Source organism: Paracoccus versutus (genome assembly GCF_029909795.1).
Classification (GTDB): Bacteria; Pseudomonadota; Alphaproteobacteria; order Rhodobacterales; family Rhodobacteraceae; genus Paracoccus; species Paracoccus versutus.
Genome location: NZ_CP038197.1, coordinates 1,927,553 through 1,948,318, shown reverse-complemented (window position 1 = coordinate 1,948,318; position 20,766 = coordinate 1,927,553). Strand labels below are relative to the sequence as shown.

At 70.6% G+C, this 20,766-nt stretch carries 13 protein-coding genes; 9 read left to right on the top strand and 4 right to left on the bottom strand.

The window, feature by feature from the left end; genetic code table 11:
- Window positions 1–17: 17 nt before the first annotated feature.
- Window positions 18–1,409, bottom strand: coding sequence for an adenosylhomocysteinase (gene ahcY, locus E3U25_RS20915; RefSeq protein ID WP_036751514.1), 1,392 nt, complete (start codon window positions 1,407–1,409; stop codon window positions 18–20).
- 187 nt (window positions 1,410–1,596) lie between these two features.
- Between ahcY and E3U25_RS20910 the strand changes: the two genes are divergently transcribed.
- The 7 genes from E3U25_RS20910 to E3U25_RS20880 all read left to right on the top strand — a co-directional run bounded on the left by E3U25_RS20910 (window position 1,597) and on the right by E3U25_RS20880 (window position 13,302).
- Window positions 1,597–2,520, top strand: coding sequence for a glucokinase (locus tag E3U25_RS20910; protein ID WP_116223154.1), 924 nt, complete (start codon window positions 1,597–1,599; stop codon window positions 2,518–2,520).
- Between the two features lie 91 nt (window positions 2,521–2,611).
- Window positions 2,612–4,513 (top strand): autotransporter assembly complex protein TamA, encoded by a 1,902-nt coding sequence (locus E3U25_RS20905; protein ID WP_036751640.1) that lies wholly within the window; start codon window positions 2,612–2,614, stop codon window positions 4,511–4,513.
- Window positions 4,513–9,018: a translocation/assembly module TamB domain-containing protein gene (locus tag E3U25_RS20900; protein WP_116223155.1), complete on the top strand. Its 4,506-nt coding sequence runs from the start codon at window positions 4,513–4,515 to the stop codon at window positions 9,016–9,018. The genes E3U25_RS20905 and E3U25_RS20900 overlap by 1 nt, the downstream gene beginning before the upstream one ends.
- Window positions 9,019–9,136: 118 nt before the next feature.
- Entirely contained in the window at window positions 9,137–9,568 is a 432-nt protein-coding gene (locus tag E3U25_RS20895; RefSeq protein WP_036751520.1) for a MarR family winged helix-turn-helix transcriptional regulator, read from the top strand.
- The gene (locus E3U25_RS20890) at window positions 9,565–11,238 is read left to right on the top strand and encodes an efflux MFS transporter permease (RefSeq protein ID WP_036751522.1); all 1,674 of its coding nucleotides are present in this window, start codon (window positions 9,565–9,567) and stop codon (window positions 11,236–11,238) included. Before E3U25_RS20895 ends, E3U25_RS20890 begins: the two co-directional genes overlap by 4 nt.
- A complete protein-coding gene (locus E3U25_RS20885) occupies window positions 11,235–12,317 on the top strand; it encodes an HlyD family secretion protein (protein WP_036751524.1) in 1,083 nt (360 codons plus the stop codon). Before E3U25_RS20890 ends, E3U25_RS20885 begins: the two co-directional genes overlap by 4 nt.
- A 106-nt stretch (window positions 12,318–12,423) precedes the next feature.
- On the top strand, window positions 12,424–13,302 hold the full coding sequence (locus E3U25_RS20880; RefSeq protein ID WP_116223156.1) for an alpha/beta hydrolase: 879 nt from the start codon (window positions 12,424–12,426) through the stop codon (window positions 13,300–13,302).
- A 66-nt stretch (window positions 13,303–13,368) separates the two neighbouring features.
- Here E3U25_RS20880 and E3U25_RS20875 read toward each other — a convergent pair whose 3' ends face one another.
- From E3U25_RS20875 to E3U25_RS20865, 3 genes are all read right to left on the bottom strand, one after another.
- Window positions 13,369–16,071 (bottom strand): DNA translocase FtsK, encoded by a 2,703-nt coding sequence (locus E3U25_RS20875; protein ID WP_116223157.1) that lies wholly within the window; start codon window positions 16,069–16,071, stop codon window positions 13,369–13,371.
- A 3-nt stretch (window positions 16,072–16,074) separates the two neighbouring features.
- On the bottom strand, window positions 16,075–17,268 hold the full coding sequence (locus E3U25_RS20870) for an aminotransferase class I/II-fold pyridoxal phosphate-dependent enzyme (RefSeq protein WP_116223158.1): 1,194 nt from the start codon (window positions 17,266–17,268) through the stop codon (window positions 16,075–16,077).
- Window positions 17,269–17,396: 128 nt separating this feature from the next.
- Window positions 17,397–18,722, bottom strand: coding sequence for an amidase (locus E3U25_RS20865; protein WP_116223159.1), 1,326 nt, complete (start codon window positions 18,720–18,722; stop codon window positions 17,397–17,399).
- A 132-nt stretch (window positions 18,723–18,854) separates the two neighbouring features.
- Between E3U25_RS20865 and E3U25_RS20860 the strand changes: the two genes are divergently transcribed.
- Both E3U25_RS20860 and E3U25_RS20855 read left to right on the top strand, forming a co-directional pair.
- The gene (locus tag E3U25_RS20860) at window positions 18,855–20,078 is read left to right on the top strand and encodes a UbiH/UbiF/VisC/COQ6 family ubiquinone biosynthesis hydroxylase (protein WP_370362657.1); all 1,224 of its coding nucleotides are present in this window, start codon (window positions 18,855–18,857) and stop codon (window positions 20,076–20,078) included.
- Window positions 20,079–20,167: 89 nt separating this feature from the next.
- A complete protein-coding gene (locus E3U25_RS20855; protein WP_036751537.1) occupies window positions 20,168–20,764 on the top strand; it encodes a LolA family protein in 597 nt (198 codons plus the stop codon).
- The last annotated feature ends 2 nt before the right edge of the window (window positions 20,765–20,766 follow it).

The window sequence follows — 20,766 nt, the reverse complement described above, 5'->3', positions numbered from 1 at the left end:
GGACCGCGCCCGCGCGTTCAATAGCGGTAATGTTCGGACTTGAACGGACCCTCGGGGGTCACGCCGATATAGGCGGCCTGCTCTTGCGACAGGGTGGTCAGCTTGACGCCGATCTTGTCCAGATGCAGCCGGGCGACCTTTTCGTCCAGCGCCTTGGGCAGGATATAGACGCCCGGCCGGTATTCCCCCTCCTTGGCCCACAGCTCGATCTGCGCCAGCACCTGGTTGGTGAAGCTGGCCGACATGACGAAGCTGGGATGGCCGGTGGCGTTGCCCAGGTTCAAGAGCCGCCCCTCGGACAGCAGGATGATGCGATTGCCCGAGGGCATCTCGATCATGTCTACCTGGTCCTTGATATTGGTCCATTTGTGGTTTTTCAGCGCGGCGACCTGGATCTCGTTGTCGAAATGGCCGATGTTGCCGACGATGGCCATGTCCTTCATCTCGCGCATGTGCTCGATGCGGATCACGTCCTTGTTGCCGGTGGTGGTGATGAAGATGTCGGCGCTGGCGACAACGTCCTCCAGCAGCACCACCTCGAACCCGTCCATCGCGGCCTGCAGCGCGCAGATCGGATCGACCTCGGTCACTTTCACGCGGGCGCCGGCGCCGCGCAGGCTGGCGGCCGAGCCCTTGCCCACGTCGCCATAGCCGCAGACCACGGCGACCTTGCCGGCCATCATCACGTCGGTGGCGCGGCGGATGCCGTCGACCAGCGATTCCTTGCAGCCATACTTGTTGTCGAATTTCGACTTGGTGACGCTGTCGTTCACGTTGATCGCCGGGAAGGGCAAGAGCCCCTTGCGGTGCAGGTCGTAAAGCCGATGCACGCCGGTTGTGGTTTCCTCGCTGACGCCGCGGATCGCGTCGCGCTGGCGGGTGAACCAGCCGGGGCTGGCGGCCAGCCGCTTGCGGATCTGGGCGAACAGCGCCTCTTCCTCTTCGCTGGCCGGCACGTCGATCAGCCCGGTCTCGCCCGCCTCGACCCGCGCGCCCAGCAGCACATACATGGTCGCGTCGCCGCCATCGTCCAGGATCATGTTCGCCGTGCCTTCGGCGAACTGGAAGATCTGGTCGGTATAGGACCAGTATTCCGGCAGCGTCTCGCCCTTGACGGCAAAGACCGGGATGCCGGCCTTGGCGATGGCCGCCGCCGCGTGGTCCTGGGTCGAGAAGATGTTGCACGACGCCCAGCGCACCTCGGCCCCCAGCGCCACCAGCGTCTCGATCAGCACGGCAGTCTGGACGGTCATGTGCAGGCTGCCGGCGATGCGGGCGCCCTTCAGGGGCTTCGCCTCGCCATATTCGGCGCGCAGGGCCATCAGGCCGGGCATCTCGGTCTCGGCGATGTCCAGTTCCTTGCGGCCATATTCGGCCAGGGCGATGTCGCGGATGATGTAATCGGTCATGGGGCCCTCGCGCCTTTTTCGGTTGGCGCGGCCTTAGCATTCCCCGCGCCTGGCTGCAAACCCAAGGCGCCCCGCGCCGCGGCTTTGCGGCAAAGCCGGCCCCGGCCGGAATGTTGGCGCTAGCAGCCCTGCGCGGGATGGCTTAGAAGGGCCCGGACAAGGGGCTGCGCGGCAGAAGGGGGAAGGCATGGCGATCCTGTTGGCGGATGTGGGCGGGACCAATGCGCGGATGGCGCTGGCACGCGGTGGCGCGCTTGCGGCCGACACCATCACCCGGTTTCGCGGCGACGAGCATGCCAGCTTCGACGAGGTGGTGACGGCCTTCCTGGGCCAGCAGGGCAGCCCGCAGATCGAGGCAGTCTGCGTCGCCGTCGCCGGCCCGGTCTGGGGCGACGAGGCGCGGCTGACCAATCGCGACTGGAGCTTTTCCACGGCGCGGCTCTGCGCACTGTCCGGCGCGCCGCGCGCCCGGCTGATCAACGACCTGATCGCCCTGGGCTATGCCACGCCGGCGCTGGACGGCGAGGCCGCGGGCTTCCTGCGCGCTGCGCCGCAGGGCACGCTGTCGAACGGGCAGCGGCTGGTGGTGAATGCCGGCACCGGCTTCAACGTCTGCGCGGTCAAGGTGCTGCCGGGCGGCGGCATCGCCTGCCTCGAGGCCGAAGAGGGCCACACCCGCCTGCCGCTTTCCGTGGCCGAACCGCTGGCCGAGGCGCTGGGTGCGGCCGCAAGGGCGATTGATTCGGTCGAGGAACTGTTCGCCGGCCGCGGCCTTGCCCGGCTGCACGCCCTGCGCACGGGCGCGCCGCAGGGCCGGGCCGAGGCCGTGGTCGCCGCCGCGGCCCAGGGCGATGGCGAGGCCGAGAAGACGCTGGCGCTTTATGCCCGCCTGTTCGGACTGCTCTGCCGCGAACTTGCCTTTCGTTTCATGCCGATGGACGGGATGTTCCTGGCCGGCAGCGTCGCGCGTTCCTGCACCGATCGGTTCGAAATATTCGAGCGCGCCTTCCTGTCCGACCCGCTGATGGCGCGGATTCCGCAGGCGGTTCCGGTCGGCGTGATCCGCGACGACATGGCCGCGCTGCATGGCTGTCTGGCCGCAATCCGCTGAAAATCGCCCCAAAAGGGGCAGCTGCGCTGGATTTTGTTGACGCGCCCTGCAATGCTTGCGGGAAAACCGCCAGAAGCAGGGCAAACAGGCAATGAAAAGCTGGATCAAGGCAGGAACGGCTGCCGCAATCGTGCTTGCAACCGGCGCGGGCATGGTCTGGGCGCAGTCCTCGGGCTCGCCCTCGTCTTCGCCGTCGTCCTCGCCGTTTTCGGGCTGGTTCGGCCGGGGGGACGGCAACGGCAATTCCCCCGTCGACCTGGATTTCCAGGTGACTGGCGGCGACGACGCCCTGCTGCCGGCGATCCGGCAGACCTCGCTTCTGGTCAGCGCCCAGGACGAGGGGCGGGTGACGGGGCAGGACATGCTGGCCGCCGCGCGCGGCGATTACGCCCGCATCCTGGGGGTGCTTTACGACCAGGGCTATTACTCGGGCATCATCGACATCACCCTGGACGGGGTCGAGGCCGCCGGCATCGCCCCGCTGGACGCGCCCCAGGTGGTGCGCCGGGTGGTGGTCTCGGTCCAGCCCGGCCCGCGCTTTCGCTACAGCCGGGCCGAGATCGCGCCGGTGGCGCCGGGGACCGAGCTGCCGCGCGACTATCGCCGCGGCGAGATCGCCCGAACCGGCGACATGAAGAACGCCGCCACCGCCGGCGTGGCGGGCTGGCGCGACGTGGGCCACGCCAAGGCCGAGGTGGCCGAGACCGAGATCGTCGCCGACCACGCCAGCAACCTGGTGGACAGCCGCATCCGCCTGGCGCCCGGCCCCGAGCTGCGCTTTGGCCAGTTGACCATCCGCGGCCACCAGCGCATGGACCCGCGCCGCCTGCGCAAGATCGCCGGCTTCCCCGAGGGCGAGCGCTTCGACCCCGAGAAGCTCGAGGATGTCAGGAAGCGCCTGCGCCGCTCGGGCGTGTTTTCGGCCATCACCCTGACCGAGGCGGACGGGATCGGCCCCGGCAACACGCTGGACGTGGACCTGCTGGTCACGGAACAAAAGCTGCGCCGGCTGGGTGCGGGCTTCGAATATTCCAACACCGACGGGCTGTCGCTGACCGGCTACTGGATCAACCGCAACCTGTTCCGCGGCGGCGAGCGGCTGCGCGTCGACGCCAGCGTCTCGGACATCGGCGGCGATACCGGGCGCGACTACAGCCTGGGGCTGCGCATCGACCGGCCCGCCACCATCACCGCCGACACCACCGGCTATGTGCTGGCCAAGGTCGAAAGCCTGCAGGAAGAGGATTACGACCTCAAGTCTGGCACCTTCGGCCTGGGCTTCACCTGGATCCCCAGCGACGAGTTGACGGCCGACATCGCCCTGCAATACCGGGCGCTGCGCGTGGACGACGACAGCGGCCGCACCGACTTCCGCCTGTTCGCCCTGCCCACCAGCGTGATCTGGGACAAGCGCGACGAGCCGACCGACGCCAAGCGCGGCTATTGGCTGTCGGGCGGCGTCACCCCCTTCGTCGGCCTGCAGGACGAAACCGGCTCGGGCGCGCAGGTGCTGGCCGAGGGACGGGTCTATTACAGCTTCGGCACCGACGACCGCTTCACCCTGGCCGGCCGGGCGCGGCTGGGCACCGTGGTCGGCCCCGAGATCCAGGAAACCCCGCGCGACTACCTGTTCTGGTCCGGCGGCGGCGGCACGGTGCGCGGCCATTCCTATGAATCGCTGGGCGTCGAGGTGATCCCCGACGACAGCGGCGGCACGGTGCGCACCGGCGGCATGTCCATCGTCACCCTGACCGCCGAGACCCGCATCCAGGTCCGCGAGCGCATCGGGCTGGCGCTGTTCGCCGATGCCGGCCGGGTCTGGGAGGACAGCGGCTGGTCCGGCGCCAGCGGCTGGCAGGCCGGGGCCGGCGCGGGCATCCGCTATCGCACCCCGGTCGGGCCGCTGCGCTTCGACATCGCCGCTCCGGTCGGCGGCGGCGATGGCGACGACGGCGGGGTGCAGGTCTATATCGGTCTGGGGCAGGCGTTCTGATGCGTGATCTGGCTTATCGTCTTGTTGTCGCCCTCGGCCTTGCGCTGGCCGTCCCGCTGGCCGCGCTGGCGCAGGACAGCGCCGCCGAGATCTCGCAGGAGGTCGAGGACGACCGCGGCTTCATCACCCGCTTCCTGGAGGAAAAGCTGTCCGGCGCCGGTCGGCAGGTGGTGATCGAGGGCTTCCGCGGCGCGCTGTCCTCGCGCGCGACCTTCGACCGCATGACCATCGCCGACGACGACGGCGTCTGGATCACGCTGGAGAACGGCGCCATGCAATGGACCCGCTCGGCCCTGCTGGCGCGGCGGGTCGAGATCAACGAGCTTTCGGCCGAGCGCATCATCCTGCCGCGCCTGCCCGGCACCGGCGAGAGTGCGCCGCAGGCCGAGGCGCGGGAGTTTTCCCTGCCGCAGCTGCCGGTGGGGGTGAACATCGCCCGCATCGCCGTCGACCGGGTGGAACTGGGCCAGCCGGTGATCGGACAGGAGGCGGTGATCTCGATCGACGGCTCGATGAACCTGTCGGGCGGCGAGGGCGAGACCAGGCTGACCATCAACCGCGTGGACGGGCCGCGCGGCGAATTCGTGCTGGATACGGGCTTTTCCAACGAAACCCGCGTGCTGCGCCTGGACCTGCGGCTGGACGAGGACCGCAACGGGCTGTTTGCGAATGCGGTCAAGCTGCACGACCGCCCCGCCGTGCGGGCCGAGATCACCGGCGAGGGGCCCATGTCGGACTTCGCCGCCAATATCCAGCTGGCGACCGACGGCCAGCCGCGCGTGACCGGCACCGTCTCGGTCGATGCGGCCGAGCGCGACGGCGCCCCCGGCACCGCCTTCCGCGCCGAGCTGGGCGGCGACGTGGCCGCGCTGGTGCCGCCGCAGCACCGCGCCTTCTTCGGCACGCAGTCGCAGCTTCTGGCCGAGGGCTGGCGCGGGCAGGACGGCCGGCTGGTCGTCCCCTCGCTGCGGCTGGCGACCGAGGCGCTGCGGCTGGACGGCAACCTGGCCACCACCAGCCGCGGCGCGCCGGAAAGCGCGCATCTGACGCTGCTGCTGGGGCAGGATGCGGGGGCTGCGCAGCTGCCGGTGCTGCTGCCCTGGGCCGACCGGCCGACCACGGTGCGCTCGGGCAGCTTGCGGCTGGACTATGACGCCGCGCAGGGCTCGGGCTGGGTGCTGAAGGGCGTGGTGGGCGACATCGTCCGCGACGACATCGCCCTGTCCGAGCTGCGGCTGGACGGGCGCGGCCGCATCACCCTGACCGCCGAGCAGGCGCTGGAAGAGGTGCGCGGCTGGATCGCCTTTGGCATGGACGACCTGGCGCCGACCGATCCGGGCCTGGCGCAGGCCCTGGGCCGGGTGCTGAACGGCGGGCTGAACTTTGCCTTCACCCCCGGCAATGCGCTGCGGCTCTGGGGCATGAACATCAACGGCGAGGATTTCGGCTTCAAGGGCGAGACCACCGTCTCCGGCCTGCGGACCGGGATCACGCTGTCGGGCGACATCACCGCGCAGCACCGCAATGTCGCGCGCTTCTCGACGCTGGCCGGGCGCGAGCTGGGCGGCACCGCCGATGCCCATATCAAGGGCCGCTACGCGCTGCTGGGAAAGGGCTTCGACGTCGAGGCAGAGGTTCTGGGCAACGACATCCGCATCGGCCAGGACCATGCCGACCGCATGCTGGCGGGCCAGTCGCGCATCGAACTCAGCGCCCGGCGCGACACCTCGGGCATCAACCTGCGCAAGCTGGTGGTGAACGCGCGGAACCTGACGGCCGAGGCGCAGGGGCGGCTGGACAGCTATTCCAGCACCCTGACCGCGACCATCGAGATGCCGGACCTGTCGGTCGCCGACCCCGGCATGTCGGGCTCGGTCCGCAGCGAGCTTCGCGCCACCGGCGCGGCGGGGGCGCGCCGCGTGACCCTGACCGGCAAGGCGCAGGATCTTGTCACCGGCATCGCCGAGCTGGACGGCGCGCTAAAGGGCGAAACCGACCTGCTGGTCGAGGCCGCCGAGGCGCAGGGCGGCTTCGAGGTGCAGACCCTCCGCCTGACCAACCCGCAGATCGATGCCGAAGGCCGGGGCAGCTTCGCCGAAGGCGCGATGGATGCCCGGCTGAACCTGTCCATGCCCGACCTGGCGGTTCTGGGGCGCGGCCTCTCGGGCGGGCTGACCGCCGAGGCGACGGCGGTGGAGCAGGACGGCACCCGCCGGATCGAGCTGACCGGGCGCGGCACCGACCTGCGCCTGGGCCAGCAGGACGTGGACGGGGCGCTGACCGGCGTGACCGACCTGCGGCTTTCGGCCGAGCAGCGCGGCGACGAGATCACCGTGCATGATTTCGAGCTGACCAACCAGCAGATGCTGGCCACGGCGCAAGGCCGCATCGCCCCCAGCGGCACCGACATGGAGGGCCGGGCCGAGATCCGCTCGCTGGCCAGCTTCGGCCGCGGCTGGCGCGGCGCGCTGAATGCGCAGGGCAGCTTCAAGGACGACGGCTCGGGCGCGCGGCGGCTGGACGTGACCGGCACCGGCACCGACCTGTCCTTTGGCCAGGCGCAGGTCGACGGCGCGCTGGTGGGCGAGACCCGGCTGGCGCTGCACGGGATCGAGCGCGACGGCGTGTTCACCATCGAGACCGCGACCGTCGAGAACCCGCGCCTGAACCTGGGCGCCGAGGGCCGGGTGGGCCAGGGCGCCACCGACTTGACCGCGAGCTTGCGCGCCGACGACCTGCGCTTCCTGGGCCGCGGCTTCCGCGGCGCGGTCAGCGCCTCGGGCCATGTCGTGGACCAGCAGGGCGGCGGGCGTCAGATCACCGCCAACGGCTCGGCCCGCGGGCTGGGCGTCGGCAACCCGCAGGCCGATGCGGTGCTGGCGGGCGAGACCAGCTTCGACCTGGCCGCCGCGCAGCGCCCGGACGGCAGCCTGACCGTCAGCCGGCTGCGCGCCGGCAACGGCCAGTTCAGCATCACCGGCGACGGCAGCCCGACCGAGGGGCTGAACCTCGACGCCCGGCTGAACGACCTGGCCCTGGTGGTGCCGGGCTTTCCCGGCCCGGCGACGGTCGCCGGCACCATCCGCAACACCGGCAGCGCCTATGACGTGAACCTGACCGCCTCGGGGCCGGGCAATACCCAGGCGCGGGTGACGGGCTCGGCGGCGACGGACCTGTCCACCGCCGACATCGCGGTCAGCGGCAGCAGCAATGCCGCCGCCGCCAACCCCTTCCTGCGCACCCGCTCGGTCGAGGGGCCGCTGAGCTTCGATTTGCGCCTGAACGGGCGGCCGGGGCTGGAATCGCTGTCCGGCCGGGTGGCGCTGACCAACGGCCGGCTGGCCGAGCCACGCTTCGGCCTGGCCGTGGGCAGCCTGAACGCCAATGCCGATTTCAACGCCGGCCGCATCGCGGTCGACCTGCGCGGCGCGGTCGAGGCCGGCGGCCTCATCACCGTCAGCGGCCCGGTCAACCTGGTCGGCGACCGGCAGATGAACCTGGACGTGCAGCTGTCCAACGTGGTGCTGCGCGACCCGAACCTTTACGAGACGCTGGTGAACGGCGCGATCAATGTCGCGGGCACGGTGGGACAGGGGCCGCTGGTCTCGGGCCGCATCGACGTGGGCCATACGGAACTGCGCATCCCCTCGACCGGGCTGGGCGGCGCCAAGGCGATCCCGGACATCATCCACCGTTCGGAACGCCCGCCGCAGCGCCAGACCCGCGCCAAGGCCGGGCTGCTGGAATATCCCAGCGAGGCCTCGCGCCAGGCCGGCATGGCCGCGCCGCCGGCGACGCCGCCGGCCAACCCGGCGCGCTTCGACCTGCTGGTCTCGGCCCCGTCCCAGGTCTTCATCCGCGGCCGCGGCGTCGATGCGGAACTGGGCGGCGAGCTGCGCCTGACCGGCAATGCCCGCCAGCCCATCCCCATCGGCCAGCTGGAGCTGATCCGCGGCCGGGTCGACCTGCTGGGCAAGCGGTTCGACATGACCGAGGGGCTGATCGAATTGCAGGGCAGCATGATCCCGGTGATCCGGCTGGTGGCCGAGACGGTGCAGGACGACATCACCGCCCGCATCATCATCGACGGCGAGGCGCAGGATCCCGAGATCACCTTTGAATCCTCGCCCGAGATGCCGCAGGAAGAGGTGCTGTCGCACCTGCTGTTCGGCCGCGGGCTGGACAATATCAGCGCGCTTCAGGCCGCGCAGCTGGCCAGCGCGGTGGCGACGCTGGCCGGGCGCGGCGGCGAGGGGATCGTCGGGCGGCTGCGCGCCTCGACCGGGCTCGATGACCTGGACCTGGCGACGGACGACGACGGCAACGTCTCGGTCCGGGCGGGGAAATACCTGTCCGAGAACCTCTATACCGACGTGCAGGTCGGCGGCGACGGCAAGACCAAGCTGAACCTGAACCTCGACATCTCCCCGACCCTGACCGCGCGCGGGTCCGTGGACAGCGAGGGCGAAAGCACCGTCGGCCTGTTCTATGAACGCGATTACTGACCCCCTCCGCCCCGCCCGCCACCATGGCGGCGCGGGGCGGCGGCGGGGCCGCCCCCTTGCATAACCGCGACGGATTCATTAGCTTGCTAATGAAATTTGCGGAGCAGCGGGAAAACCCATGCCAGACCGTCCCTTCACGCTTGTGGAATCGCTCATCGAACTGACCCGGACCCTGCGCGCCGCCTTTGAGCAGCGCGTCGAGCAATACGGGCTGACCTTTGCCCGCGCCCGGCTGCTGACCACCATCGGCCGCAACGAGGGCGCAAGCCAGGCCCAGCTGGCCGCAATGCTGGGCATCGAGACGCCCACGCTGAAGCGCCTGCTGGACGCGCTGGAGGACCAGGGCCTGGCCGAGCGCCGCCCGATCCCCGAGGACGGCCGCAAATACGCCGTCTACCTGACCGAGGCGGCGCGGATCGAGCCGGTGCTGGGCTTTCGCGCCGAGGTCGATGCCACGCTGGCCCAGGGCATCGCGCCCGAGGATCTGGCGGTGACGCGCCGGACGCTGGCGCAAATGGCGCGGAATGCCGAAAGGCTGCGGCAGGCATGAGCCGATCCCAGGCCGCCCCCGCGGCGCCTGCGCCCGCAGCCCCGGCCGCGGCGGGCGCGCCGCCCCCCTTCGTGCCGATGTCCTGGCCGGCCACGCTGGGCTATATCGGCGCCTCGGTCGTCATCGGCCTGACCCAGGGCCTGGCGCAGGGCTTCGTCAGCACCAACATCCCGCAGATCGCCGGAGACCTGGGCGCGACCACCACCCAGGCGACCTGGCTGATGGCGGCCTTCATGATCCCGCGGGCCTCGATGCCGCTGTTGCTGATCAAGATCCGCACCCAGTTCGGCCTGCGCCGCTTTGCCGAGGTGGCGATCCTGGTCTATCTGGCGGTTTCGCTGGCGGCCCTTGCCATCTCGGACCTGCGCTCGGCGGTGGCGGTGCAATTCGTGGCCGGCATGGCCTCGGCGCCGCTGTCCACCTTGGCCTTCATGTATATGCTGGAGCCGCTGCCGCCCCAGTGGAAGATGCGGCTGGGCCTGCCCATGGTGCTGGCCATGGTCGCGACCGGGCCGATGCTGGCGCGGGTGATCTCGCCCGCGCTGATGGGGGACCACGGCTGGGACGGGCTGCATTACATGGCCCTGGGGCTGGCGGCGGTGTCGCTGGGGCTGGTCTATGCCCTGCCGCTGACCTCGGCGCCGCGGGTCAAGGTGATCGCCGCCATGGACCTGGTCAGCTGGCTGCTGATCGCCACCGGCTTCGGCGGGCTGACGGTCGGCTTCATCATGGGCTCGATCCATTGGTGGACCGACGTGGCCTGGCTGGGCTGGGTGCTGGCGCTGTCCATCGTGGCGCTGACCCTGGCCGTGGTGATCGAGCTGCACCGCAAGGCGCCGCTGCTGGACATCCGCTGGCTGGCCAGCCCCGCCATGCTGCACCTGACGGCGACGCTGCTGATCTTTCGGCTGGTGCTGTCCGAGCAAAGCGCGGGCGCGCCGCGCATGTTCCAGGTGCTGGGCGTGACGCAGGACCAGCTGGTGCCGCTGTTCGCGATGATCTCGGTGGCCTCGGTGCTGGGCGGGCTGGCGCTGATCCCCTTCATGAAGCCCGAGCGTGTGCCGCTGTTCCACATCATCGCGCTGGTGCTGATCGCCGCCGGCGCCTTCATGGACAGCCATGCCACCATGGACACCCGGCCGGCGCAGATGATGCTGAGCCAGGCGATGATCGCCTTTGCCGGCTCGTTCTTCCTGGCGCCGGCGATGATGCGCGGGCTGCTTTCGGCCTTGGCGCGCGGGCCGAACTACATCCTGTCCTTCGTCATCGTCTTTCTGTCCACGCAATCGCTGGGCGGCGCCATGGGCTCGGGCCTGTTCTCGACCCTGATCAACCACCGCCAGGCCCTGCACCTGCAAGTGCTGCGCGAAGAGCTGACCGCCACCGATCCGCAGACCGCGGCCGAGATCGCGCAGCGCAGCATGGCCCTGGCGCCGCAGATCGCCGATGCCGCGCAACGCCAGGCGCAGGCGGTGGCGCAGATCGCGCAGGACGCCAGCGCCCAGGCCTATGTCATGGCCTATAACGACGCCTATTTCCTGACCTTCCTGCTGGCGGCGGCGGCGCTTTGCGCGCTGCTGCTGCACCTGTTCCGCGACTGGCTGGTGGCGCGGGGCAAGCCGCCTGCCGCCGATGCCCAGACCCATCCCGAGCCCGAGCCCGAGACATGACCAGAAACCACCTGATCCCGACCCTGATCGCGCTTGCCGCCGGCCTGGCCGGCCTGCTGATCGTGCTTTACGCCTGGCACCTGCCGCCGTTTCGCCCGGCGCATCCGCAGACCGAGAACGCCTATATCCGCGGCCAGCTGACCACCGTCGCGCCGCAGCTGTCGGGCTATGTCGCGGCGGTCGAGGTGCAGGACTTCCAGCCCGTGGCCCGCGGCCAGGTCATCGCCCGCATCGACGACCGGCAATACCGCCAAAGGCTGGCCCAGGCCCAGGCCATGCTGGAAGGCGCCGAGGCGGCGCTGAAGATCCAGGAACAAAGCGTCCATTCCGCCCAGGCCAGCCTGCAATCGGCCCAGGCGGCGCTTTCCGCGGCGCAGGCGGCGCGGGACACGGCGGCCTCGACCTGGGACCGCGCGCAGGCCTTGCAATCGCGCGGCGTGACGGCACAAAGCTCGGCCGACCAGTCCGAACTGTCGCTGCGCCAGGCCGAGGCGGCCGTCACCCAGGCCGAAAGCGCCATCGCGGTGGCGCGCGAGAACGTCGCCGGCGCCGAGGTCGGGCTGGCCGCCAAGCGCGCCGAGATCGCCTCGGCCCGCGCGGCGGTGGAGCTGGCGCGGATCGACCTGGACAATACGGTGATCCGCGCGCCCTCGGACGGGCGGCTGGGCCAGGTCGGGGTGCGGCTGGGCCAATATGTCACGGCGGGCACGGCGCTGGTCAGCCATGTCGGCCCCGAAGTCTGGGTCATCGCCAATTTCCGCGAGACCGAGCTGCACGGCATCCGCATCGGCGACCGCGCCACGTTCACCGTGGACGCCATGCGCCACCGCGCCTTCACCGGCCGGGTCGAGGCGTTCTCGCCCGCCACCGCCTCCGAGTTCAGCCTGCTGTCCGCCTCGAACGCCACCGGCAACTTCACCAAGGTCGCGCAGCGCCTGCCGGTGCGCATCGCGATCGACCCTGGGCAAGAGATGGCGGAATACCTGGAGCCGGGCCTGTCGGTGGTGGTGACGGTGGACGAAGGCTCGGGCGCCGACCGCGCGGCCCAGGCCCGGCCGATCATGGGGCACGAGGGCTGATCCAGGGCCTGCGCCGCCGGGCTTGCACGTCCGGCCTGCGGCGGCTAGGCCGTGCGGGCAAGGGCAAGCCGCTTCCCGCCAGCCCCCCGACCGACCGGAGGCGACGATGCAGATCCCCCTTTCCCGGCGCAGCATCCTTGCGGCATCGCTGGTCGCAATGGCCGGCAGCATGGCGTGGGCGCAGGAACGCCGGCAGCGCGGCCTGGAACCGGCCGAGAAGATCGCCGATCCGCGCGCCAGCCATTTCGACCTTGGCCCGGCCGAAACGCCCTGGCGCATCTTCCTGGGCCTGCCCTCGGTCGCGGCGCCGCCGGGCGGCTATTCCGCCATCCTGGCGCTGGACGGCAATGCGACCTTCCCGATCCTGTGGCATCTGCGCGAGGAACTGGCGCCCGAGGCGCCGGTGGCGCTGGTCGGCATCGGCTATCCGGTCGAGACCCGCTTCGACCCCACCCGCCGCTGGTTCGACCTGACCTCGCCCGGCAAGCAGGCGGTCCCGGCGAGGCAGGGGCAGCGCGGTCCCGGCGACCGCCCGACCGGCGGGCAGGACGCCCTGCTCGAGATGATCGCGGCGCAGCTTCTGCCCGAACTCGGCCGGCGCCTGCCGCTGGATACGGACAACCTGACGCTGTTCGGCCATTCGCTGGGCGGGCTCTTCGTGCTGAACGCGCTGTTCACCCGGCCGCGCCTGTTCGCCCGCTATGCCGCCGCCGACCCCTCGACCTGGTGGAACGCCGGCGAGCCGCTGCGCGAGGCCCGCGCCTTTCGCGGCGGCATCCTGGCGGCGGGCGGGCGGCTGGACCCGGCAGTGCCGCTGCTGGTCGCCAATTCGGGGGCGGCGGTGCCGCCGATCCTGGCCCCGCTGTCGGGCCTTCCAGGGCTCGACCTGGTCCACCGCCCGCATCCCGATGAAAACCACGGCTCGGTCATCCGCCCCGCCGCACGCGACGCGCTGGCGCTGCACCTGGGCCGGCTGGCGGGCTAGGCCGGCGCATGAAAAAGGCCGGGCGCGACGGCCCGGCCCCGATCCCGATCCCGATGCGCGGCCCGGCTATACCTCGGGCACCAGAACCTCGCGCTTGCCGACATGGTTCGCCGGGGTGACGACGCCCTGTTCCTCCATCTGCTCGACCAGCCGCGCGGCCTTGTTGTAGCCGATGGCCAGCTTGCGCTGGATGTAGGAGGTCGAGCATTTGCGGTCCTTGGCCACGATGGCGACGGCCATGTCGTAAAGCTCGGCATCGCCGCCCTCGCCCGAGGACAGGCCCAGCACCTGGTCGATGCTGTCGGCGCGCTCCTCGTCCGGGCCCTCGACCACGCCGGACATGTAGCTGGGCGGGCCAAAGGATTTCAGGTGGTTCACCACCTCCTCGACCTCCTCGTCGGAAACGAAAGGCCCGTGGACGCGGGTGATGCGCGAGCCGCCGGCCATGTAGAGCATGTCGCCCTGGCCCAGCAATTGCTCGGCGCCCTGCTCGCCCAGGATGGTGCGGCTGTCGATCTTGGACGTGACCTGGAAGCTGATCCGGGTCGGGAAGTTCGCCTTGATCGTGCCGGTGATGACATCGACCGAGGGGCGCTGCGTCGCCATGATCAGGTGGATGCCGGATGCCCGCGCCATCTGCGCCAGGCGCTGGATGCAGGCCTCGATCTCTTTCCCGGCCACCATCATCAGGTCGGCCATCTCGTCGACGATGACGACGATATAGGGGAAGGTCTCGGGCTGGAATTCCTCGGTCTCGAAGACCGGCTCGCCGGTATCCTCGTCGAAGCCGGTCTGGACGGTGCGCTTGAACATCTCGCCCTTGTCCAGCGCCTCGCGGACGCGGCCGTTATAGCCCTCGATGTTGCGCACGCCCATCTTGGACATGCGGCGATAGCGTTCCTCCATCTCGCCCACGACCCATTTCAGCGCCACGACCGCCTTCTTGGGGTCGGTGACGACCGGGGACAGCAGGTGCGGGATGCCGTCATAGACCGACAGTTCCAGCATCTTGGGGTCGATCATGATGAGCCGGCATTCCTCGGGCGTGAGCTTGTAGAGCAGCGACAGGATCATGGTGTTGATCGCCACCGACTTGCCCGAGCCGGTGGTCCCGGCGATCAGCAGGTGTGGCATCTTGGCCAGGTTGGCCACCACCGGCCCGCCGCCGATGTCCTTGCCCAGCGCCAAGGGCAGCGGCTGGGTGCCGTCGCCGTAAGCCTTGGAGGCCAGGATCTCGCGCAGGACCACCTTTTCGCGCCGGGCATTGGGCAGCTCGATGCCGATGACCGAGCGGCCGGGCACGGTCGAGACCCGCGCCGACAGCGCCGACATCGACCGCGCGATGTCGTCGGCCAGCCCGATCACCCGGCTGGCCTTCAGCCCCGGCGCGGGCTCCAGCTCGTAAAGCGTGACCACGGGGCCGGGGCGGACCTCGGTGATCTGGCCCTTGACGCCGTAATCGTCCAGCACCGCCTCCAGCATGCGGGCGTTCTCCATCAGCGCCTCTTGCGACAGCTGGTGGCGCTCGACTGTGGTCGGCGCGGTCAGAAGCGACAGCGGCGGATGCTCGTAATGGCTGGCGGCATCGTCGAAGCGCAGCGCCGGCTGCGCCTCGGATTGCGCCTGGCGCGAGGGGGCGGGCTTCTTGGGCGGCACCACCACGCGGGGCGTCTCGGCGCCGAAGGGCGCGGCGGTGACGGGTTCGGCGAAATCCTCGTCGTCCTCGTCCTCGCCGGCGCGCAGCGGCAGCTCGTGCCGGGCGGGCGCGGCGCGGGCGCCGGTCAGCCGCGCCGTCACCGCCGACAGCAGCCCCTTGCCTTCCGAACGGGCGCCTTCCGAACGGGCGCCTTCGGAACGGCTGCGGATCGCATCGGTGATGCGGGCGCTGACCGCGGCGTTCGAGGGCGGCTCGTCATCCTCGGCATAATGCGTCTCGGGGTCGATCAGCTCGGGCTCGGGCGCGAAGTCGCGATCATCGGCCAGGGGGGCCGGCGCGGGACGCAGGCCCGGCAGGCCGCCGCGGGGCGCTTGCGGCAGGGCGGCGGAACCGGCGTGGCCCGCGCGCTCGCGCCGGGCATCGGCGCGGGTCTTGAGCCCGCGCGCCGCGCCCGAGGACAGACGCGCCCCGCGATCCATCGCCTGCAGCGCCAGGACGCGGGCGGTGGCCAGCCCCTCGCGCAGGAAGGTGCCGATGGTCGTCAACTCCTTGCGGTCGAAGCCCAGCACGAAGGCCAGGAAGGCGACGGTGCCGACGGCGGTCAGCAGCGCCAGCAGCTTGATCGCGACCGAAGCCTTCATCGGCATGGCCGACAGCATGCCGCCCATCAGCATGTCGCCCAGATGCCCGCCCAGGCCGAAGCTTTGCGTCCAGTCCGGCGGCGGCGCCATCGAGGTGGCATAGATCGAGACCAGCACCATGGCGATGGGCAGGAAGATGCCGCGCATCAGCCGTTCCTCGCCCCGGTGCAGCATCAGCCGCAGGCCCCAGACCACGGCGCCGACCACCAGGATCCAGGTGCCGTAGCCGGTGATCATGAACAGCGCCGAGGCGACATAGGCGCCGAAGCGGCCCAGGTAGTTCTGCGCCGGCTGGTCGGTCGCCGACATGAAGCTGGGATCGTCGGGGGAATAGCTGACCAGCATCATCGCGATCAGCACGCCCAGGATGACCAGCCCCGCGCCCAGCAGTTCCTTGCCGCGCCGCTCCAGCGCCGCCTGCGTGCTTTGGTCAAACAGCGGATCGCGGTGTTTCGCCTGCCAGCTCGCCATGCGTCAACCCCCTTGATACAAACAATTCTTCAGGCGGTTCAGCGCCGCCTCGGTCTGCTCCGCCGGCGCGACCAGCGCTACGCGGATGAAATTCCGGCCCGGATTGCCGGCCTCGGTGTCGCGGGCCAGATAGGCGCCGGGCAGCACCTGGATGCCCGCCTCGGCCCACAGCTTTTTCGCCGCATCCTCGCCGTCGCCGACGCTTTCGGGCACCGGCAGCCACAGGAAAAAGCCGCCCTGCACCGGCTGGTAGCCCGGCACATTGCCCAGCACCCGGTCGGCGATGCGGTATTTCTGCTGGTAAAGCGCGCGGCTGGCCTCGACATGGTCCTCCTCGCCCCAGGCCATGGCGCTGACGCGCTGCACCGGCAGGGGCAGCGGCGCGCCGGCATAGCTGCGCAGCCGCCGCATCTGCGCGATCTGCTGGGGTCCGCCGGCGGCAAAGCCCGAGCGCAGCCCCGGCAGGTTCGAGCGTTTCGACAGCGAGTTGAACATCACCACCCGGTCGGCCAGCCCCATGCGCGTGGCCACCGCCAGCGCGCCGGGCGGCGGCGCGTCGCGCCAGATCTCGGAATAGCACTCGTCGGCAAAAACCAGGAAATCGTGCCGGTCGGCCAGCGCGATCAGTTCCTCGAGATAATCCTCGGACGCAATGCTGCCCTGCGGATTGGCGGGCGAACACAGATATGCCACGGTGGCGCGGTCCAGCACCGCGGCCGGCAGGCCGGCAAAGCGCGGCAGGTGGCCGGTTTCTGCCGTGGCGGGGACGAAGACCGGCTCGGCGCCCACGGCGGCGGCGGCCACGGCATAGACCTGGTAGAACGGGTTCGGCACCAGGATCGCCGGCCGCTGGCCGTTCTTGCGTTCCGGCGCCAGCGCCAGGGCGGCATTGAACAGCCCCTCGCGCGTGCCGTTCAGCGCCATGATCCGCTCGGGCGCGACATCCAGCCCGTGCCGGCGGGCAAGCCAGCCCGAGATCGCGGCCAGCAGCTCGGCCGTGCCCTCGTTCGAGGGGTATTTGCCGAAATCGGCGATGCTTTCGGCCATGACCGGGCCGACGAAATCCGGCAGCGCATGGCGCGGCTCGCCAATGGTCAGGATCAGGGGATCGCCGCCGGGGTCGATGCCCGCAAGCAGCGTCCGCAGGCGCGGAAACGCGTAATCCGGCAGGTTCGAGAACCGCTCGGGAATTGCCATGACTGCCTCTCAGTCGGGGTCGTTGCGCCCCGTTTTGCCGCAAGACTACCGGCAATCCCCCCATGCGTCCAGAGTTTCACCGCCAGATTGCGCCCGTCCGTGCCGGATTTTCCCGGAAAATCCACGCCTCAGCGCAGCGCCGCCTCGGCCGCGGCGGCCGCCACCAGCAGCGCGCGGTCCTGGCCGGCGCGGCCCATCAGCGTGATGCCGCAGGCCGGATGGCCGGTCGGCAGGCTGACCGCCGGCAGGTCCAGCAGGTTGGCGATGCGGGTATTGCGCAGCGTCAGCAGGTTTTCGCGGGCAAAGAACTCTTCCTCGGCCAGCAGCCGGTCCACCGGCGGCGGCAGGATCGGCGCCGTGGGCAGGATCACCGCGTCGAAACCGGCGACCAGCCGCGCCCAATCGGCGCGCAGCCGGCCCAACTCCTCCCAGGCGGCGACGTAATCGGCCGCCAGCACGAACTGGCCGCCGCGAAAGCGCTCCAGGATCGGCGGGTGCATCAGCTCGGGCGCGGCCTCGATCTGCTCGCGCCAGATGCCATAGGCCTCGGGCGCGAACAGCAGCGGCGCCAGCACCATCGCCTCGGCCACGCAGGGCGGCGCGGCATGGGTAATGCGGGCGCCGGCGCGGGCCAGGCGGTTCACCGCATCCTCGAAGCCGGCGACCGGCTCATGCCGCGCCTCGTCGAAGGGCACGCCGTCCAGCACCATCAGCCGCAGCCCGCGCGGGCTGGCATCGGCCAGGTCGGGGGCGGGCTCGCCACGCAGCACGGCGAAAAGCTCGGCGCAATCCTCGACCGTGCGGGCGATGGGGCCGGCCACGTCGAAGCGGCGGCACAGCGGCACGATGCCGGCGCCGCTGACTGCGCCCGTGGTCGGCTTGAAGCCCACCAGCCCGTTCCAGGCCGCCGGCACCCGGATCGAGCCGCCGGTGTCCGACCCCACCGCAGCCGCCGCCAGCCCCAGCGCCACCGAAACCGCCGCGCCCGAGCTGGAGCCGCCCGGCGCCAGTTCCTGGTCGATGCTGTTGGGCGGCGTCGCCGTGCGCGGGTTCACGCCCAGGCCGGAAAAGGCCAGCTCGGTCATATGCGTCTTGCCCAGGCAGACCAGCCCGTCCAGCGTCGCCCCGGCCAGGATCGCGGCATCCTGCCGGGGCACGCGGCCCTCCAGCAGGCGCGAGCCGGCCTCGGTCGCGATGCCGGCGCTGTCGATATTGTCCTTCCAGCTGATCGCCACCCCGTCCAGCAAGCCGCGGCGCAGCCCGGCGCGGGCGCGGTCATGGGCGGCAATGGCCTCGGCCCGCGCGCGCTCGGGGGTCGGCCGGGCATAGATGCGGTCGCCATAGGGATGGCGGGCCGCGGCGTCCAGATAGGCCTCGGCCTGCTCGACCGGGCTGATGAGCCCGGCCAGGATCGCCCTTCCCTGTTCCGCCGCAGATGCCCTGAGCCAATCCATGCCCTTCCCCCGACCGATCAAATCCAGATACCAAATAATGCACAGGCTATCCCGGCGCGGGCTGGCCCGCAATGCGCTTGGCGGCCGCCATGACGCATGGACATTGCCCGGCCGACGGTCATATTGCGTCCCATGAGGACCGATTTCGACATCCTGATCGCGGGCGGCGGGCTGAACGGCCCGGCCCTTGCCCTGGCCCTGGCCGATGCCGGCCTGTCGGTGGCGGTGGCCGACGCCCGCCCCGCCGATGCCCGCGCCGGCGCCGCCTTCGACGGCCGCGCCTATGCGCTGGCGCTGGCCTCGCAGCGGCTGCTGGCCGCGCTGGGGCTGTGGCCCGAGCTGGCGCCGAACGCGCAGGAAATCCGCAAGGTCGAGGCGACACAGGGCGCGCCGGGCGAAGGCGCTGGCCCCTTCGGCCTGCATTTCGACGGCGCCGAGCTCGAGGAAGGCCGGCTGGGCTACATGCTCGAGGACCGCTTCCTTTACCGCGCGCTTCTGGCCGCGATGCAGGGGCGGGTCACGCATCTGCCCGGCCTGTCCGTCACCGGGCAAGAGGCCGAGGGCGCGGCGATCCGCGCCACCCTGTCGGACGGCCGCAGCATCAGCGCCCGGCTGCTGGTCGGCGCCGACGGGCGGCAATCGGGCGTGGCGGCGCGGGCCGGCATCCGGCGCATCGGCCATGACTATGGCCAGATCGCACTGGTCGCGGCGGTCGATCACGAACTGCCGCACGAAGGCACCGCGCACCAGTATTTCATGCCCACCGGGCCGCTGGCGATCCTGCCGCTGCCGGGCAATCGCAGCTCGATCGTCTGGTCCGAGGCCGAGGCCAGTGCCCGCGCGATCATGGAACTGCCGGATGACGAATTCCTGGCGGTGCTGCGCCCGCGCTTCGGCGATTTCCTGGGCGAGATCCGGCTGGCCGGGCCGCGCTTTTCCTATCCGCTGAACCTGACCCTGGCCGAGCGCTACATCGCCCCGCGGGGGGCGCTGGTCGGCGATGCGGCGCATGGCGTGCATCCCATCGCCGGGCAGGGGCTGAACCTGGGCCTGCGCGACGTGGCGGTGCTGGCCGAAGTGCTGGTCGCCGCCCGCCGCCGCGGCGAGGACATCGGCGCCGATCTGGTGCTGGCGCGCTATCAGGACTGGCGCCGGCCCGATGCGACGGCGCTGGCGCTTGGCATGGACGGGGTGAACGCGCTGTTTTCCAATGCCAATCCGCTGCTGCGCACCGCACGCGAGATCGGCATGGGCCTGGTCGATGCCATCCCGCCCCTGCGGCGCGGCTTCATGCGCCAGGCGGCGGGGCTGAGCCTCGAGCCGATGCCGCGCCTGCTGACCGGGCGGCGGCTTTAGGGAACGCTCACGCCTTCGTCAGCGTTGAGGCGCCGCGCATCCAGCGAACGTGATGTGCAAGTCATTGGAGAATCGGTATCATTCCGCTCATGAAACTGAAGTCGCTCGCCCTTGCGCCCGTCCTGTGCCTGGCCCTGGCCTTTCCCGCCCTGGCCGAGAAGATCCCGCTGAACGAGATCTCGCGCTATCTCAACAGCCTCAAGACCGCCAAGGCGGATTTCACCCAGGTGAATGCCGACGGCTCGATCTCGACCGGGGTGGTCTATATCCAGCGCCCGCAGCGGGTGCGCTTCGAATACAAGGGCGACCGCACGCTGGTCATGGCCTCGGCCGGCAACGTCGCCGTGTTCGACGGCAAGACGCGCGGTGCGCCGCAGCAATACCCGCTGTCCAAGACGCCGCTGTCGCTGATCCTGGCGCCCAACATCGACCTGAGCCGGGCGCGCATGGTCACCGGCTATGCCGAGAAGAAGAACACCACCGTCGTCACCGCGCAGGATCCGCAGCATCCCGAATACGGCAATATCCAGATGGTCTTTACCGCCAATCCGACCCAGCTGCGGCAATGGGTGGTGACCGACGACACCGGCAAGCGGACCACGGTGATCCTGGGCGACATGCAGACCGGGATGAGCTTTCCCGCCTCGACCTTCGCCATCCAGAACGAGATCGCCCGCCGCCAATAGGC

Coding starts and splice junctions, on each gene's coding strand:
- ahcY (WP_036751514.1), bottom strand. CDS start 1,409: ATGACCGATTACATCATCCGCGACATCGCCCTGGCCGAATATGGCCGC.
- E3U25_RS20910 (WP_116223154.1), top strand. CDS start 1,597: ATGGCGATCCTGTTGGCGGATGTGGGCGGGACCAATGCGCGGATGGCG.
- E3U25_RS20905 (WP_036751640.1), top strand. CDS start 2,612: ATGAAAAGCTGGATCAAGGCAGGAACGGCTGCCGCAATCGTGCTTGCA.
- E3U25_RS20900 (WP_116223155.1), top strand. CDS start 4,513: ATGCGTGATCTGGCTTATCGTCTTGTTGTCGCCCTCGGCCTTGCGCTG.
- E3U25_RS20895 (WP_036751520.1), top strand. CDS start 9,137: ATGCCAGACCGTCCCTTCACGCTTGTGGAATCGCTCATCGAACTGACC.
- E3U25_RS20890 (WP_036751522.1), top strand. CDS start 9,565: ATGAGCCGATCCCAGGCCGCCCCCGCGGCGCCTGCGCCCGCAGCCCCG.
- E3U25_RS20885 (WP_036751524.1), top strand. CDS start 11,235: ATGACCAGAAACCACCTGATCCCGACCCTGATCGCGCTTGCCGCCGGC.
- E3U25_RS20880 (WP_116223156.1), top strand. CDS start 12,424: ATGCAGATCCCCCTTTCCCGGCGCAGCATCCTTGCGGCATCGCTGGTC.
- E3U25_RS20875 (WP_116223157.1), bottom strand. CDS start 16,071: ATGGCGAGCTGGCAGGCGAAACACCGCGATCCGCTGTTTGACCAAAGC.
- E3U25_RS20870 (WP_116223158.1), bottom strand. CDS start 17,268: ATGGCAATTCCCGAGCGGTTCTCGAACCTGCCGGATTACGCGTTTCCG.
- E3U25_RS20865 (WP_116223159.1), bottom strand. CDS start 18,722: ATGGATTGGCTCAGGGCATCTGCGGCGGAACAGGGAAGGGCGATCCTG.
- E3U25_RS20860 (WP_370362657.1), top strand. CDS start 18,855: ATGAGGACCGATTTCGACATCCTGATCGCGGGCGGCGGGCTGAACGGC.
- E3U25_RS20855 (WP_036751537.1), top strand. CDS start 20,168: ATGAAACTGAAGTCGCTCGCCCTTGCGCCCGTCCTGTGCCTGGCCCTG.